This is a genomic window from Mangrovivirga halotolerans, from assembly GCF_026241165.1.
In the GTDB taxonomy this organism is placed as follows: domain Bacteria; phylum Bacteroidota; class Bacteroidia; order Cytophagales; family Cyclobacteriaceae; genus Mangrovivirga; species Mangrovivirga halotolerans.
The window spans coordinates 1-16,844 of the sequence record NZ_JAPFQN010000015.1 but is presented as its reverse complement, the minus strand read 5'-3'; the positions used below and the strand labels follow the sequence as shown (position 1 = coordinate 16,844).

At 37.9% G+C, this 16,844-nt stretch carries 7 protein-coding genes; 3 read left to right on the top strand and 4 right to left on the bottom strand.

Annotation, left to right across the window (positions count from 1 at the left end; genetic code table 11):
• Window positions 1–2 precede the first annotated feature (2 nt).
• From OO013_RS19825 to OO013_RS19810, 4 genes are all read right to left on the bottom strand, one after another.
• Entirely contained in the window at window positions 3–3,080 is a 3,078-nt protein-coding gene (locus OO013_RS19825; protein ID WP_266058850.1) for a T9SS type A sorting domain-containing protein, read from the bottom strand.
• A gap of 184 nt (window positions 3,081–3,264) precedes the next feature.
• Window positions 3,265–4,041: a DUF4382 domain-containing protein gene (locus OO013_RS19820; protein ID WP_266058849.1), complete on the bottom strand. Its 777-nt coding sequence runs from the start codon at window positions 4,039–4,041 to the stop codon at window positions 3,265–3,267.
• Window positions 4,042–4,169: 128 nt separating this feature from the next.
• Entirely contained in the window at window positions 4,170–4,964 is a 795-nt protein-coding gene (locus OO013_RS19815; RefSeq protein ID WP_266058848.1) for a DUF4382 domain-containing protein, read from the bottom strand.
• Between the two features lie 42 nt (window positions 4,965–5,006).
• Window positions 5,007–5,747, bottom strand: a complete 741-nt coding sequence (locus OO013_RS19810; protein ID WP_266058847.1) for an outer membrane beta-barrel protein — start codon at window positions 5,745–5,747, stop codon at window positions 5,007–5,009.
• 133 nt (window positions 5,748–5,880) lie between these two features.
• Here OO013_RS19810 and OO013_RS19805 point away from each other — a divergent pair, with 133 nt between their 5' ends.
• The 3 genes from OO013_RS19805 to OO013_RS19795 all read left to right on the top strand — a co-directional run.
• The gene (locus OO013_RS19805; protein WP_266058846.1) at window positions 5,881–13,335 is read left to right on the top strand and encodes a T9SS type B sorting domain-containing protein; all 7,455 of its coding nucleotides are present in this window, start codon (window positions 5,881–5,883) and stop codon (window positions 13,333–13,335) included.
• 14 nt (window positions 13,336–13,349) lie between these two features.
• Window positions 13,350–14,267, top strand: coding sequence for a PorP/SprF family type IX secretion system membrane protein (locus tag OO013_RS19800; protein ID WP_266058845.1), 918 nt, complete (start codon window positions 13,350–13,352; stop codon window positions 14,265–14,267).
• A 551-nt stretch (window positions 14,268–14,818) separates the two neighbouring features.
• Window positions 14,819–16,844, top strand: a 2,026-nt coding sequence (locus tag OO013_RS19795; protein WP_266058844.1) for an FIDD domain-containing protein, incomplete at its 3' end; no start/stop codon positions are given.

The following is a 16,844-nucleotide window of genomic DNA, read 5'->3' as shown; positions in this document are numbered from 1 at the left end:
AATTATTCAATAATTATAATTTGACTATCAGATATTTCAGTTCCGATAATCTGAATCATATATTGACCCGGTTTATCAGGAAGTTCTAATTCGAGTAGATCTTTTCCTGATGTTATCATATGTTTTGATATTAGTAGATCACCGGTAATTGAATAAACATTTACCTGTACTTCTTCACCGTAATCCTCAATAAGAGCAATATTAAATTGTCCGTTAGTCGATGGATTAGGATATATAGTTGTTGAATTATCAAACTCAGGAATTTCGAGTATTCCTTCAGAAGTTGTTACGCATTGCCCGGCTTTGTATGTGTAGGTGATTGACTCAAATGTGCCTTCGGCTATTTCAGGACAAGTTTCAGTTTCACAATAAGTAACCGAGAATGAATAACTTCCTGATTTGAAATCACCGAAATCTTCAATCTTTATTCCGGAAGCGCCTGTAGTTGGATCAGAGCTAACATACTCAACTGTTCCTCTGATATCATCAAACTCAATTTTGGCATCTTCAGCACAAGGAAGATCAATAATAATATGGGATAGTCCATATTGAGTTTCCGGATCAGCGATTATTTCAAAATCAATCACATGACATCCGTTTTCTACAGATACATTGGTGATGATAGTTTCAAAGTCACTGGTACAATCTGTACCTGGATCATCACTATTGTCTCCATCGTCAGGATTGTCAGATCCATCATCGGTACCTCCGTCAGAACCATCATCAGTACCACCGTCAGAACCATCATCGGTACTACCGTCAGTTCCATCATCAGTTCCGTCATCGGTACCTCCGTCACTTCCATCATCGGTACCACCGTCAGAACCATCATCGGTACCTCCGTCAGTTCCATCATCAGTACCACCGTCAGTTCCATCATCAGTTCCGTCATCGGTACCACCGTCAGTTCCATCATCAGTACCACCGTCAGTTCCGCCATCGGTACCACCGTCAGTTCCGCCATCGGTACCATCGTCAGTAGAATCTGAGCTTACGCAAGAAGAATAAGTTTTTGTACAAGTAACTACGCACCCGTCAATAGTGTTAATAATAAACGTATAAGTTGCAGTAGTTCCGGAATCTCCTGGTGTAATGACAATATCAGTTCCATTATTTACAAAATTCCAATCTGATCCTGAAACATCTTCAGTAACTGTTATAGAAGATATATTTGTAGTTAATGAAAAGGTAAAATCATTAGTAAGACATTGATCACCCTGGATTTGATCGCATAAATAACTATAGTCATTGACAACTGACTCAACATTTATACTTTGAGTAGTGGTACAACCATTGGAATTAGTAACTGTAACTGAATAAACACCTGCTTCAGTAACTGTTATTGATTTTCCGGTACTTCCATCAGACCATTCATATGTCAAAGCATCTGTTGAAGATGTGTAAGCGTTTAAAGTAGCTTCTGGTAGCTCACAAGTTCCTTTTTCAAGTGATAGAGAAACTTCCGGGCCGCTTTCCGTCGGTACATTTAATTTGATTGAAGTAGAGCACCCTGAAGCATCAGTAATCGAAGCAATGTACTCACCAGCAGCTAATCCTGTTCTGGTCGCTCCGGTAGTTCCGTCAGACCAGCTATAATCAAATGGAGCTGTTCCATTAGTAGGTGTTAAGGTAATACTTCCCGTTGCAGAACCATCGCATCCTGCAGCTTCAATGTCAGCTGAAACTCGCAGAAAATCCTGTCTCAGATATGTAGAGAATGATTTACTACATCCTTCAGCATCTGTTACTGTTACACTGTAAGATCCTTGTGATAGTCCTGTAATTATCGAAGTAGTCGCACCATTGTTCCACTCATATGAATAGGGTTCGGTGCCGCCAGATACAATAGCCGATAATTCTCCTGTAGGGTCCCCAGTACACGATGGAGCGACTCTGTCAACATATAATGAAATTGTATTATTATCTCTGACTGCAAATGTAGCCTCAGCAGAACAGCCGGAAGCATCTGTTACACTTACGGTATAATATCCTTTTGCCAGTTGGCTAATATCTTCAGTAGTTTCTCCGTTGTTCCAATTAAATGTATAATCTCCACTACCTCCTGATACAGTAATGTCAACTGATCCTAATGTAGATCCGTCACAAGATGCATCAGTGGAAATTCCTGTTATTAACAGGGTAGAAGAGGCTTCCTCAATTGTAAAAGTTCTTTCAATAGAGCATTCATTCGCATCAGTAATTAAGACACTGTATGTTCCAGACGAAAGTTCTGAAAGCTCTGAAGTTGTTTCTCCAGTATTCCAATTATACGTATAAGGAGCAACTCCTCCGGAAACTGAAAGTTGAATAGAACCAGTATTAGTGCCTGAACAACCTGGCTGTTGTACCTGCTCTGATACGATAATCTCATTAGGAGAGCCAATTGTTGTTGATAAGGTTAATTCTTCTCCTCTTGAATCTGTAACCGTCACTGAATAGTCTCCGGCAGCAAGATCAGAGCGAGTTTGTCCTGTTTGTCCGTCTGACCAGCTAATAGTGTAGGGTTCGACACCACCTTCGAAAGTAACGGATGCTGTTCCTGTTGCAGTATTAAAGCATTTAACGTCTGATGATTCTATGTCACCTGTTAATGGCTCTGCACAAATTTGCTCGGCCTCTTCTTCATAAATGCATTGTCCTGCCTTGAAAGCAAGTTTTGGTGACCAGCAGTTTGTGAATTCATCACAAGTCGCCTCACATACGGTAAAAGTAAGAATGAACGACTGGGGTATGTCCTCTTCACCAAAATCCTGAATATTGTCCACTTTAATCCCGCTGTAACCTGTTTTTGGGTCGGTTTCATTTAAGACCAGTGGGAAATTGGTAGTGGAGCTTGCCGAAGTTACAGTTCCACAAGGTACATCGACCGTGACGTGTGATAACCCATGGCTACAAACACCATCGGTAATGATTTTCATCTCATAAGTTGTGCATGTTCCCTCTTCCGTTATACTAATTAACTCTCCATCAAAACAGGAGTCACCGCAATCAGGGCCAGTGGAAAGTCCTGAAGATGTAAAGTGTGTAGTGGTAAACAGAAAAAGAAAAATCGTAAAGTAATTGTAAATCTTTCTTCCCATAGCTGTGTTTATTTTACATTTCTATAAATGTATACAACTAGAATGGAAAAGATAACCTTATGAGGTTGTTTATCGATAAAATTCTTCGATTAGTCTAAGGATTTACTATGTTTGTCCAAGAAGTGGGTGGTTCCCTATCAATAATTTGACGGAATTTAAAAAAATAAAAGCAGACCTTATTACGTTATTTCTTGTTGATTTTAATCTTCCCGACATTTGTTATACGCATATCCTGCACTATAACATTTTTTCTCTCTCCGTGCTCGTACTCATCTGTTGGTTCAACGATCAATGTGTATTTATTTTCTTCTATATTATTAATAAAGAAGTAACCATATTCATCACAATAAGTCGATGAAATTGTGTCGGAATCAAGAATCAGGTGTGCAACTGCAGGGACAACAGGGGTGATTGTGCCTTCAACACCACCTCCGGTGTTTTCCTTTTTTGGGTTTATAACTGGTTTTAAGATAAATTTGCCAGACTTTTTAATGACTGATTTTGCAGCGTTAAAATCTAAGTTAATGTTTATACTGTTTTTATCAACCATTGATCTTGGTATTGGTATTCTAATTCCGTTTTTAAGGCTTTCAGGTAATTCTATGTTGTAATTTTTATTTTTTATTGTAATAAAATTATCTTGACCTAATATTAAAATTATATTTTGAGGGGTAATATTTTCGTATTTCTCTTCTGCTAATAAGTAGGACTTTCCGTTATTGTAGTCCAGGATATCCAGTTGACCGGTAAAGGTAGTGTGTAGATGAACCTGTTTTGAATTTTCTTCCAGAATAGCACCCTCAATATCTAAAATTAATCGTTGATAGTCTGCCGGAGAATCGGAAATCCTCAACACAATGTTTCCGGAATTAATATTAGATTCGCTAGTTTCACTAGTGCATCCTGTTGTAAATAACAGGAGAAGTAATGCTGAAAAATATATGTGTATTTTAAGGTTCATTTTAGTCTGTTTATCTCTTAATATATCAAATCGACGAAAAGTAACCCCAGTATTTTTATAATATTTCTTAATATAATAAAAAAAGCCCTGAAATTTTCAGGGCTTTGAACTTATACTTAAAATGTGTTTTACTCTGTTGGAGTTAAAAATACAGTGTCTACTTCGGTCAGGTTACCTTCAGTGACACTTATATCAGGAATACGAGCTGATTCAAAAGCATCATTTGGCTCAATACCAACTGTGTAATTGCCTGCTGGTAAATAAGGTAGAAGATAATCTCCTGATTCACTTGATGGTGTTGAAGTTACAGTGTCTTCTCCCATAATTGCATAAACTATAGAATTAGCTTCAACAGGTTGAATATTACCTGCAATAGCACCGCCTGCAGCTTCTGCAGTTGCTCTAATTACAGGTTTTAAGTTGTATTTACCTGAACTTCCTGCTTCCACCACAGACCTTGCAGCATCAAAGTCAAGAACAATAATATAAGGAATACCTTCATCAAAGGTTTCATTCAAATTGATCTTAACGCCAGACTGCTGTCCGCTTGGTGTTGATAAAGCATATTCAATACCGTCAATCTGCACAGAATTTTCATTACCAAGAACCAGTCTTACCTGTGAGATATCTCCGGCAGGAATTCTTTCAGTGACTAAAGTTGTGTCAATACCATTGGATAATTCGATCAGGTCATAAATCCCCTGGTTAACTCCGGATAATTCGTACCATCCTGAATCATCTCCTTCATCACCAAGGTTAACGTAAATTTCCCTGATATCGACATTTACTTCCTCGTAATCTGCCGGTGCATCAGTAAGTTTAACTGTTATTAATTGTGTAGCTGGTTCATCATCCGAACAAGATACGAATGATACAAGTAATAAAAGTGCAAGTGTTGTGTTAATCAATCTTTCGAATAACATATCTATCTTTCTTTGGTTTAATCCAAATATAACAAAAATTTTCTATCTCCTTTTTCGTCGGTTTGATTCCTTTTTAGTAGACTTTCCTTTCTTCGCTTTACCAAATTTAGCATCGAAAAGATAGCTTATAGAAATACCTGCAGCAAGAGGAGAAACTCTTGTACGATCATAAAACGTCAGAAGCTTAGTATCATTGCCTTCACTTTCATTTGAGAAAAAGGTCTGTGTGAGACTAAATTGTGCTTCGATCATAATTCGCTGACCATAACCCATATGAAACATAGATCCCGCAACTAGTGTTAGACCGGCAAATAGCCGATTTGGATTAGGGTAGTACATTACCCCAAACTCATTGCCTAAAGAATTAAACTCAGTTGTGAAGTCTACGGGACCATTATCTTCCAGTTCTCCTTCAGAAAAAGTACCGCTTCCATTTAACCAGTAACTAATGTGCCCTCCCGCGCCAATGTAATACCAACCCGGGTTTCTGTATATAGCGTACCTTAAAACAAGAGGAAATTCTATAAATCCATATCTTTCTTCAATTCTTAACCCTGTCGCTGATAATTTAACATCTCTGCTCTTATTGGCATATAATAATTTCGCAGAGACACTAACTGTCTTATTGAACTCAAAAAGTGCTGATATACCAGCGTGATAACCAATTGACGGTTTACGATCAATTATATCTGTATATTCTTTTTCTCCAAATTTTATGGAGTTATAATCTATTCCTACATTGGGCCCAATGTATAGTTGTGCATAGGCCGAGTTAGTGATCATTAAAAAAATGATAATAATTAAATATTTATTCATGCTGGCAAAAAGTATTTTTTCAAATGTAAGAAATGAATTGATTTCTTGTTGAATTATGTAAGATAATTGTATTTATTGCATACAATTACTTTTTAGCGCTATGGGAAATAAACTTTTTTTGATTGCAATTGCAATCCAGCTATTCGTTTTTCAAGGATTTTCACAAGAAACAGATTGTAGGAATGGAAGGGATGATGATGGTGACGGTCTGGTAGATTGTTACGATGGAGACTGTGCTTCTGAGTCTGTCTGTGATGATTTCTTTCTCGATACTACTCCGGGTACATGTAATGTTAATCCTCCCATCACAGATTTTGAGATGGTTAATACGGCTGGTTCTTCCAACCGGAATGTACATACGCAGGCTCGAATTGTAATTGGTGATCTGAATAATGATGGTATACCGGAAGTGGTTACACCACATAAATGGGATCAGGAACTTAGAATTATTTATAGTACAGGTCCTGATGCCGGAGAAACGCAATATCAATCTTCTACTACTGTAATTGGTAATGCTAAATTTCGACCTGAATTGGAGGTTGCTATAGCCAATCTGGATAATGATGATTGTGGTGAGGTTTTTTCTATTGAACGTGCAAAAGGTGATGCTAAGGGTAATGAATTTAATGGTAATTACTATCTCGTAGCTTATAATTGTAGGCTGGAGCCCATTACTACTTTTGGAAATAATGGAAAAGTTGATTTAGGGCCTGATAATCCTGGAATTATTGGTCTTGCAGATTTAGATGGTGACGGGGAAGTTGAGATATACTTTAAAGATGAGGTATGGGATGCAAAAACGGGGGTATTAAGAGATAGCGGTAATTTAGGAGACTGGGATTCCGAAGTGAATCATGGCCCGGTTGCAATGGATATTAATCCCAATAGTCCGGGAATGGAACTTATTGTTGGTGGTACTATTTATAATTACAATTCTGGTACTTTGTCGGAATGGAAGAGCTTAGATGAATACTATACTAAAGACATGGGATATGCTACTTATAGTACCACTTCTGTAGCTGATATAAATGGTGACGGAAACCTGGATGTAGTGATGACAGGGGCTGAAGGAAGTAACACCGGCCCAACTACGGTTTTCTTCTGGGATGTGACTAACAATACTTTCAATACGATTAATTTATCAGATACTAATGATATTGGATCTGGGACTGATGCTCCGCCTGAAAATGATTGGTTATGGGGCACAGGCCGTGTCACGCTATCTGATACAGATGGCGATGGTCTTATGAATGCCGTTTTTGTTTCAGGATCAATATTATATAATGTAGAAATTAACCCCGACCTTTCATATACCATTGAATGGTGGAGACAAATTGAAGATAGTTTATCAGGTATAATTGGAGTAACTGCCTATGATTTTGATAATGACGGAATAAAAGAAATTGTTTACCGTGATGCGACTTTTCTTTCAATCATTTCCGGAACTGATGGCTCGGTAATACACCAGGAAATATGCCAGTCGCATACCTTTATGGAGTATCCTTTGATTGTGGATGCAAATGGAGATGGAAATACAAACATTGTGGTGCCATGTAACTTCTCAGATAACTCATCTGCTTTTAAGATTAGTGATGGGTTACAGCAGCAAGGGAATGGTAACTTGAGAATATACGAGGCAGCAGGTGCTCAGTATTGGGTACCAACTCGAGATGTATGGAATCAGCACGGGTATCATGTAACAAATGTTAATGATGACCTCTCAATACCAAGGGAATTCACAAACAATGCTGCCAGTTTTCCTGGTAACTGCTATGGTGATGGCCGGACGGTATATCCATTTAATAACTTTATGGTTCAAACGCCATCGCTTGATGCAAATGGTTGTCCTTCCTTACCGGGAGCAGACCTGGTGTTCGATCCGATAATAAATGATGACGGAACCGCAAATTTCATCACGGTTAATCCTCCGACATGTCCTGATGAGCAGTTTACTATTGATTATGTAGTAAAGAACGATGGAGATGTTGCAGTATCAGATAATTTATTAATGACACTTTATGCCGGAGATCCGACAACTGATGCTACCGCTCAAAAGTTACTGACTATAGATCGTATGATCTCCCTTGCTCCTGGAGATACGATTACAGTTTCAGATCTTCCTGTGCAGGGTGATGGAACTCCTTTTCAGTTATATATCGTCCTTGATGATGATGGTACTAATACCTTACCATTACAATTCCCTCTGAATGGTTCTGTATTGGAATGTAACTATACTAATAACATTACCAATCAATATGTTGAACCACTTCCTTTCCCTGTAGAAGCGCTAAAAGTACAGGATAATATTAAATGTGATGATACCTATCCTGATGTTGGTGCAGCTCGTGCCTATAAACTAAACGGAATAGATACTGTAACTGCAGGTTATACCTTCGACTGGTATGAAGTTGGAGGAGATGGAAGTATAATCAGCACAGGACCTTATTTAACAGGGGTGCCTGAAGGCGAATATTTTGTAATAGCAACTAATGATGCTAAGCAATGCTCAGGAATTGCTGATACGGTATTGATTAATCCTGGCTTCCTTGATTTTGATGATCAGGTTCAACTAATACAGGAACAAACATTCTGCGTTCCTCCAAATGGTGAATTATATGCATTCGTTGCAGATGATGATGATGCTAATTATACATTTGAGTGGTATTCATCTGATGCCTTTGGAATTTTAGATGAAACTCAACTACTTGGAACAGGACAAACCCTTTCAGGACTTGAAGGCGGTGTTACTTATGGAGTTCGAATAACAAGTAAAGTAACAGGATGTCCAAAGGACGAATCGATCACATTACCGGTTAATATAAATATTCCTGTACTGACCTTAGATGCAAAAACCGATATTACTTCATGTGATAACCCTGTTGGGACAGCAAATGTGAGTGTTTCAGGGGTTACTACTGGTTATACATTTAACTGGTATATCGGTACGACAACTTCAACAGTGCCTGATTTTACAGGTGCAGGTCAAGCGGCGCTTGCAGAAAATACTTACACTGTAGTTGCTGTTGATGATGTTACGGGTTGTTCTGATACGATCAATGTTGATATTGCTGATGATAGAATAAATCCGACAGTTGATATAAGATTAGACGCTATTCAAACTAGTTGTACATCAGTATCGAATGGAGAACTTTCGGCTGCTGTAAACGAAGCTCAACAAGATCCTGATAACCCAATTGTTTTTACATATTCATTCGAATGGTTCAGAGGACCAAATACTTTACCTTCTAATTCAATTGGAACCGGAATTTCCCAGGCAGGGTTAGCAAGTAATATTTATACTGTTGTAGTAACAAACGATATGACAGGCTGTACAGGTACAAATCAGATATTTCTTCCTGAAAATCTGGAATATCCTTCATTGAGCCTTAATAAAATTAATGATTATACCCGATGTGATTATCCTGATGGTGAACTTGAAGCTGCTGTAACGCATTCAAATCCAGCCAATGTGACTGTTAATTGGTACAATAGTTCATCTGTTGAAAATACAGTTGATAACACCGGCCTAAATTATACAGATCTTTACGATGGTGATTATACGGTTCAGGCAGTGGATAATGTGACTGGTTGCGAATCTCAGCCTGCTACCATTACAGTTGAAGATCGTCGGGTTTATCCGCTGGTTACTGAAACAATAACTGATGTTACTTCCTGCTTAACTCCAAATGGTGAAATTGAAACAGTAGTTGATGAAGGAGGTACCGGGGTCACTACAGGCTACACCTGGAGCTGGTTTAACGGAAGCAATATTGCCGGGACACCGGTTAACTCCGGAAATGTACAAGGACCTGCAGGTAATATTATTAGAAATGTTAATGTCGGAACCTATACCGCACAGGTTGTTGATAATTCAAATGCCTGTGAAACGGTAGAAACATATGATGTACTGGATGCGATTGTAATTCCGGAAATTGCAACGGTAAATGTATCAGATGTTGATCAATGCGGAACTCCTAATGGTTCAATTGAAGTTGATGTAACGGTACCATCAACAGCTGTCAATTCAGATTATACATTTGAATGGTATACTGGAAGTTTTGTTGATCCTGCAAATCTTATTTCCGGAGAAACCGGGCCAATAATTGCAGGATATCCGGAAGGAACATATTCTGTCAGAGCAATAAATAATATTACAGGTTGTGTATCTAATCTTATAACTGAAACAATTAATAATGTAGTTGTTCCATTTACTATTGATATTACACCAACTGACCCGACTAGTTGTGATCCTTCAAATCCAAATGGTCAATTGAGTGCTTCAGTTCCAGAAGCTGGAACCTATACTTATGAATGGTACCAGGGGTCACCAATTTCAACAGATCCCTTAACGTTTGGTAGCAGTTCTTTCTTTGCGGGAAGTACAACTGATCCTAATCTTGCACCAGGAGTGTATACTGTGGTGGTAACTAATACAGCCACAAATTGTGTGCAGTATGCTACTCAATCTCTGAGAGCCTCGACTGCTCCGGAAATTGATGTAACTCCAACTAATTTAACAGGATGTATTGATGAAAACGGAGAACTTGATGTAAGTTTTGTTTCATCTGATAATAATTATACCTACGACATATTTGTTTATGAGGGAACCAATGTTGGAGGAACTGAAACGGGATCAGATCTTGATGTTAATACAAATCAAACTTATAACTATAATAATTTAGCTGCCGGCTCTTATACTGTTATAGCAATTGAAGACAGGGGAACCGAACAATGTGAATCAAATATCGAAACGGTTACTCTTAGTATCCAGGCTAAGGATCCGATAGTTACCGCTACCATTACTAATAACCGAAATTGTACAGATTACAATGGTATTATTCAGATTGGTTTACAAACCGATCCTGCCGATCCTGTTTCTACAGATTGGGAAGTTATCTGGGATGCAACTACCACATCAACTCAACCAGAGGCAAATATTACGATTGCCAGTGGTGATTCTTATCAGTTTACTGATTTGGAACCAGGTACTTATACTGCAACCTTCAGAGGTACTGCCTCAGGTTGTGAGGTGAGAAGATCATTTACCGTTGGAAATGATCCTGTTCCTGCCTTCAATATGAGTATTTCAAAAACTGACAGAGTTGATTGTATCGATCAGGGGACTATTTCAGTGAGTTTCCCTACAGAAAATCCAAATGATTTTGAGTTCTTCTGGTACGAAGGAGCATCTAATTTAACCAGTGGAACCGCTATCACGGGTGTCAGTGGTACTGTATTAAATGAAACAATTTATCCTGACATCAAGAATGGGGTTACCTATTATGTTGAAGCTATCAAAATTAATGGTGATGGAACAGGTTGTCAAAGCAGAACGCTAAATGCGACTATTAATGATCTGTCTGTAGATCCGGCGATTAATATACAGACCGTAGGTGATATAAGCTGTGAGGCTCCACCGCTTGGTGAAGCATATATAACTTTATCAAACGCTGGATCTGACACTTATACTTTCACTTGGTATGAGTCTATTGATGCGTCATCAGGGGCTGGGCCAGTACATAAAACTACTACCGGGGTTACCTCTGATAGCGATTTAAATTTAGCTCCTGGAGATTATTCAATCGAAGTTTTAAATGAAAATACAGGTTGTTCAAATTTCAGAAACTTCACCATTGAAGATAGAAGTCTGACTCAGGAACCGATAATTACGCAAGTAAGTAAAACAGATCCTCAGGCATGTGATCTTGGTGGTGAAGGTGGTGTTGTTGAAATACTTCAAAATGGAACAAGCCAGCCGTTATCTGATTTTACTTATACCTGGTATACTCCTGATGAAAATACTGAAGAACAAACTGGTCCTGACTTTTACAGAACAGACCTTGATGTGGCAACATATTTCATTGTAGCTGAAGATAATCTGACAGGCTGTCAATCTGCTCCTGCTCAGATAAGAATCAATGATGACAGACCTAATCCGGAATTGGATATAATTGAAGTAGCACCTCAACAATCTTGTGTCGATACTGATCCAAATGGAGAATTGAGTGTACTGATTCTTAATGAGGATCCAGCTGCTACATATACCTATGAGTGGATTGACAACAGTGATCCGAACACAGTGCTTTCAACTACTGAAACTGTAACAGGACTCGGAGAAGGTTCTTATTCTGTAATTGTAAGAAACAACTTATGTGAATCTACTGCCGGACAGATAATGGTTACCTCTTTGGTAGAGCCAACTGTAGCAGCTTCATCAACTGCTGATATAATATGTGGTGATGATGCAAATGGTACGGTAACAGGATTAGCTAGTGTTGACGATCCAAGGGCTACTGAAGATCCAACTTTTAGTTATATATGGTATAATGATGCTGCTGGTACAGATGTCCTGGGAAGCACTCAATCAATAATTGATTTACCGGAAGGTACTTATTATGTTCAGGCAACTCAGACTAATGGAAACCAATGTACTTCAGAAATTGTAGCTGTTAATGTAGCTGAATCATTGACGAGCCCTACAGTTAGAATAGTTGAAGATGCTCCGGTAACCAACTGTTTAGAAGTTGGTAATGGTCAGTTAAGTGCTTATGCTAATGGTAATGAAGTGGCCGGGTTTACTTTTAATTGGGTGTATACTGATGAAGACGGCAACACAGAGGAAAGACTTAATAATAATACTTTTTTACAGGCTGCAGCAGGCGAATATTATGTTGAAGTAATCAACAATTTTACCCAATGTGTAGCTTTTGATACAACAGATGTTGAAATAGAACTTCCATTCTTTCCAAAACCTGCAGCATTTCTGATCGATAACGATGAAAGTTGTGATGAGGATAATGGTAAAGTAGGAGTGAAGGTTGAAGACCTTACAGTTGGATATAGCTTTACATGGTATCTGCTGGAGGATAGCAGCGGTACTTATACCGATAATATTGTTTCTTATCAGGATATTGTTGACGGTTTATCTTATTCTAAACTTAAGGTCGATGCGGTTGATGTGGAAACGGGATGTTATATAGGAAGTGATAGTGTATCAGTAGCTGAAATTAATGACTATCCAAATATTAATGTTCTTGTTGAGAACGACATATGTTCAAGAACTGAAGGAGGAACAGGAGAAGGTAGCGCTATTCTTAACCTGGATAATAATGATGTTATTTTAAGTGATATAACCTGGAATATTGATGGAGCATTAATAACCGGTGGATATGTGGATGGTCTATTTGAAGGTTTTTACAGTGTAACAGCCACAGGTTATAATGGCTGTCAGGATACTTATGATTTTGAGGTTGGCCTTGACATTCAAGAGTTTAACGCTGTAACATCAAATGGAGATAACTTAAATGAATATTTTCATATAAGTTGTATTGCAAGTTTCCCTGATAATCAGGTTAAAATATTTAACAGGGCAGGAATGCTGGTATTTGAAATGGAGGCTTATGATAATAGTGATCCGAATCGCAGATTTAATGGTTTATCAAACAGCGGAGTTAATACTATGGGGAATACTCTTCCGATAGGAACATACTTCTATGTTATTGACCTGATGGACGGTTCTAAACCATTAACAGGATACCTTGAGCTATTGAGATAATTGATTGGAAAGTGATGAAAAAACTACTAGTAATAATATTTTTTACGATCGGATTTACCGGTTATGCACAGCAGCGAACAGTTCTTACACAATACATGTATGATATGTTTGTGTTCAATCCAGCTTATGCCGGATCAGATAATATTGGTTCTGTTACAATTCACCACAGAGATCAATGGGTTAATTTTGATGGGGCGCCTAGTACTCAAATGATCAATGGTCATATGGGACTTGCTCAGGATCGAATTGGAGTTGGATTGAAAATCGAATATGATGAAATAGGGGTGCATAGTGATTTAGCTGTGTATGCGGCTTACGCTTATAAGCTTAAGTTACAAAATGGGACACTAAGCATGGGATTACAGGCGGGTTTCAATAACCTGGTTTCCGACTATGGTAAAACAAGCCCATTAGATCTTACTGATCCATTATTAAATCAAAGGCACGTTTCATTTAGGCCTAATGCAGGAGTTGGCTTTTTATACAAGATTAAAGATTTTTATTTGGGATTATCGGTTCCTTATTTACTAAAGAATAAAATTATTGATCAAGATGATAGTGAAGGGAAAGAAGAGCGCTATTACTTTTTAAATGGAGGTAAAAACTTTCATTTAGCCGGAAACGTTATCTTTAAACCTTCTTTTCTGGTTCGTCTACAGGAAAATCAACCTGCAACTGTTAACCTTTCAGGTTCTTTTGTGTTTTATGATAAAGTAGCTGTAGGAGCTGGCTGGCGTACAGGGGACTCTGTTAGTGGTTTATTCGAATTAACTATTGTAGAAAACCTGCATATTGGCTATTCCTATGATTTTGTAACCTCCAACCTGAGTGTAGATTCTGGCGGAAGCCATGAATTTTTACTGAATTTTAGATTCAGGCTTAGGGATGTCCATAAGAATATAGAATGTCCTTCATTCTTTAGTTACGAATGATACTTATAAGTGATTTGAACTAAAGTTAAATTGCGTTTGAACAAATATAAATAAACCGGGAAATTCCCGGTTTTTTTTTAATCTCCTTATAACAGCTATTCATACTTATAATTCAATTGTTTAAATATACTTTAAAGATTGTTATCGAAAAGTGACAATAATCAAAGCGATATATTCTTGAAAAAATCCATAAAATTATTTCTTTATTTAAATTTAAGTTTATAAATTATTCTAAATCTTCTTAGTTAAAATTGATTATATCTAAGAAGCAGAGCCAAAGAATACCGTTGATAATATTCATATAAATTGAATATTGTAATACCATGATTTCAAGTGTAACAGGTTAAATCATAATCCATCCAAAAATGACAATTAATAAAGTCGATATAGGTGACTCTTCTCCTTAAGAGAATCAACTTATATTATTAATATATTTCAAATTTATTTTGAACTAGCCACCGCCATTACTGTTGACAGCAAAGGATGAAATTCCTATGACTGTATTTTCCCAATCAATTATTCGAATATCACACCTTAACCAATTAAATTTTATGAATAGTTTTACAGATTCGGTTGGTGAAACCCGGTGCTTAAATAGATATATATCTATTTTTTGCAAGGGTTTTTCTAACGTAGTTGTAGTCACTTCTCTGTTGCTAATGATGATTCCCCTCAAGGGATTTGCAGTAGAAAGTGATTTGAGTAGTAGTACTAGTTATCTTTTTTCCTTAGAAAGTAATGATAAATATTACGGTGATATTGAGGTTTTAAATCTGTTAAATATTGATCCGAATATTTATACGGATTATGTTAATAAAGCCTATTCTCAAAGTGTGTCACACCAGACGCAATTTGATCCTACTAGCATATCAAACATCAATTTTCTATTTGAAGCCTGGGTAAGTACCGATAAACCTGATTATGTCCCTGGAGAATATGTGACAGTCAGGGGAGGTGGTTTTCAACCCGGGGAAACAGTTTCTTTATATTTTGAAGAAGATCAGGCTGTTCATGCACCCTATACATATTATGCGGTAGCTGATTCATATGGTGAAATTTTAAATGATGAATATTTAATTGAACAACATGATCTGGGTGTTACTTTTACCTTGACTGCTACCGGTGGGACAAGCGGGATTACTGCTACGACTATTTTCACTGATGCAGGTCAACCAGCTGCAGATTTAGATCAGATAAGAAATGGCGCTTTCGATGCTCCATCTGATACTGCTGCCTGGGTAAATGGTAATGCAGGTGCAGAAAATGCACACTTTGCCGAAGGCATGTCCATTGCTTATCGTGTGAAGATGATCAATATGGATTCAGGGGAGGTAGTACATTTAACATTAGGGTATGATGCCATAGAAAGTGGTACGTATGCTATTGACTACCTTACAGATTATGATCGACTGGAACCCCATTTACTTGCTTTTCTTCATGATAAAGAGGAAATAGATCCAAGTAAGGATTACCCTCAATATGATCTATGGCCATTGGGTGAAGTTCCCGATGATCTTCATCCGATACCAATGCCTCCGGGTAGTAATTTAGATCCATTAGTAGCAATTCAGCAAAACAGTTTTAATATAGTAAGCGCAGCGGGTGCTGCAAATATGGCCATGTGGAATGGAGATATTACTAATATTTCTTATCCTAACCAGGCGAATCTTAATGGACCGACTTCTGAACAACAAATAACAATTACATTTACTGTAGGAAATGATCCATCTCAAGTAGTAGTTTTAGCTTTTGGTGGTCATATTGCCAGTAGACTTGATTGGGGTTATGACGATGATGGCAAACCAAAATCAGCCGGTGGAATCTCAGGTTCTCCATACCATATGAGATTGAAAGACTGGAACCTTAACAACCTGGGTAACCAGGACAGATCGCTTAAAGCAGCTGCTGTAGTTCCTCCGCCTGAATGTGATCTCGACGGACCAGCATCAGTTTGTGAAGGGTCAACCAATGTCTACACTGTAACACCTATTGGAGCTGTAAATCCAACTTATGTATGGAACATCGTGAATAATACATCGGGGGCTTCATTTAGTCCAATGCCAGGTGCAAATGATAATATGGCAACTGTTGATGCTGGAACCAGCGGAGGAAGTTATACAGTTAAAGTAACGATCAATTCAGAATTCGGATCTACTATTTGTACTTATCCGGTTACAGTAATTCCTTCTCCTGATATTCAAACAACAAATCTTGAGGATTGTGAAGTTGATGCTACAGGAGCTGCAACATTTAATTTGAATAATGGTGTAACTGATGCTGGAGGTGGTGCTCTTACCTTCCATGCAAGTTTATCAGATGCTCAAGCAGGAGCACCTACCTTACCTACACCTGATTCATATAGTGTAAATATAGGTCAGGAAACTATTTGGGTGAGAAGCGAAACAGCAGAGGGATGTTATGGCACTGGTAGTTTTACAATCGATGTATATGACAATCCAGACCTGGTATTAAATCCACAGACCTCTTGTGAAGATGGTCAGACAGGATCTTATACCTTTGCATTAACTGATGCGGTAATGGTAAATGAAGCTGATGGTGGTCAGGTAACTTATTATG

Excerpts from the sequence above, each read along its gene's own strand:
- OO013_RS19825 (WP_266058850.1), bottom strand. The coding sequence starts at position 3,080 with ATGGGAAGAAAGATTTACAATTACTTTACGATTTTTCTTTTTCTGTTT.
- OO013_RS19820 (WP_266058849.1), bottom strand. The coding sequence starts at position 4,041 with ATGAACCTTAAAATACACATATATTTTTCAGCATTACTTCTCCTGTTA.
- OO013_RS19815 (WP_266058848.1), bottom strand. The coding sequence starts at position 4,964 with ATGTTATTCGAAAGATTGATTAACACAACACTTGCACTTTTATTACTT.
- OO013_RS19810 (WP_266058847.1), bottom strand. The coding sequence starts at position 5,747 with ATGATCACTAACTCGGCCTATGCACAACTATACATTGGGCCCAATGTA.
- OO013_RS19805 (WP_266058846.1), top strand. The coding sequence starts at position 5,881 with ATGGGAAATAAACTTTTTTTGATTGCAATTGCAATCCAGCTATTCGTT.
- OO013_RS19800 (WP_266058845.1), top strand. The coding sequence starts at position 13,350 with ATGAAAAAACTACTAGTAATAATATTTTTTACGATCGGATTTACCGGT.